Consider the following 1,202-nt stretch of genomic DNA (forward strand, 5'->3'; position numbering starts at 1 on the left):
ACGCCGCAAGTACGTCCCTGTAGCAACTGTGTTGCTGGAGAGTCTCAGGCCCGTCAGGTAAACGGGCACGGTAGTGCCGGCCGCTGGCCGGCAGCCTTTGGTCTTTCGCCCTGGCTCGCCTCAGGCGGGGACTAGCCCGCTTTCAGCGTCGCGCACACGGGCGTTGAGGATGACCAGCATCTTCCGCATCACTGCCACGATGGCCACCTTGCCTTCCTTGCCGCGGGCTCGTAGCGACTGGTAAAAATCGCGCAGCCGAGGTTCATGCCGCATGGCCGACATTGCCGCCATGTAGAGCACTTGCCGGATTTCGGCTCTTCCACCGTGGATGCTTCGTTTTCCTCTCATCGTGCCGCTGTCGTGGGACATCGGGGCTACCCCGACCAGGCTGGCGATGCGCTTGCCAGTGATCCTGCCAAGCTCTGGCAGATAGCTGGCTAGAACTGCCTGCAGCACAGGCCCTACGCCCTTCATCGACTTCAGCATCTTCAGTTGAGGCTGCTGACCAACCTGCTCGACGATCTGCTTGCCCAGACGCTCAACCAACGTTTGTAGGCGGGTGATGTTGCCCTGCAGTAGTCGGCGCAGTTCACGATCAAGCACCATTTCCTGCTGTTGCCGCGCGATGGTCAGGGCGTCTATCGCCTGCCGACGTGCCCGAACGAACTCCCGCATCTTCTGCTGCCAAGACTGCAGCGGCTGATAGGGAGGCAGCTTCACCAGGGCGGCCATCTGCGCCAACGCGTAGGCATCCAAACGGTCGGTTTTGGCAGTCTGACCCAACCCCTGAGCCAGTTTCCGGGCGCGCGAGGCATTGGCACGGGCCACCGGATGACCGGCCTTGTGCAGGAAATCCAGGACCGGCTGCTCATAGCCACCCGTGGCTTCAAGCACGATCTGGCGGGTCGGACGCTTCTTCAGCCAAACATCCAGCTCAGAAAACCCGGAGCGGTTGTTGCTGACCTGCAGGGTTTCTCCGTCCGTCGTACCGATATCCAGCTGACGCTTGCTGACATCAATCCCGATCCCGTTCATCACCTGACTCCGTATAGTCTGGAAGGGTCGAGAGCTCCCCCGCTTGCCCAGTCTTATCGCTTCGAGTGGTCGCTCCAGCAACTGTTCGGGCGGATCAAGGGAGATTCCGGCGTGGGCGCCAAGCTACATGGCGATCGTCGCGATCCTGGTTACGGATCGTCGAGATC

General features: G+C 61.3%; 1 protein-coding gene. It reads right to left on the minus strand.

Translation table 11 applies throughout. The features are described from left to right. Positions 1 to 120: 120 nt before the first annotated feature. Positions 121 to 1,035 carry an IS110 family transposase gene (locus ABE423_RS20690; RefSeq protein WP_346487359.1) on the minus strand — a complete coding sequence of 305 codons (915 nt, stop codon included), beginning with the start codon at positions 1,033 to 1,035 and terminating at the stop codon, positions 121 to 123. Positions 1,036 to 1,202: the final 167 nt, after the last annotated feature.

The sequence above is a fragment of the Stenotrophomonas sp. TWI1409 genome, from assembly GCF_039673015.1.
In the GTDB taxonomy this organism is placed as follows: Bacteria; Pseudomonadota; Gammaproteobacteria; order Xanthomonadales; family Xanthomonadaceae; genus Stenotrophomonas; species Stenotrophomonas maltophilia_A.

Coding starts and splice junctions, on each gene's coding strand:
- ABE423_RS20690 (WP_346487359.1), bottom strand. CDS start 1,035: ATGAACGGGATCGGGATTGATGTCAGCAAGCGTCAGCTGGATATCGGT.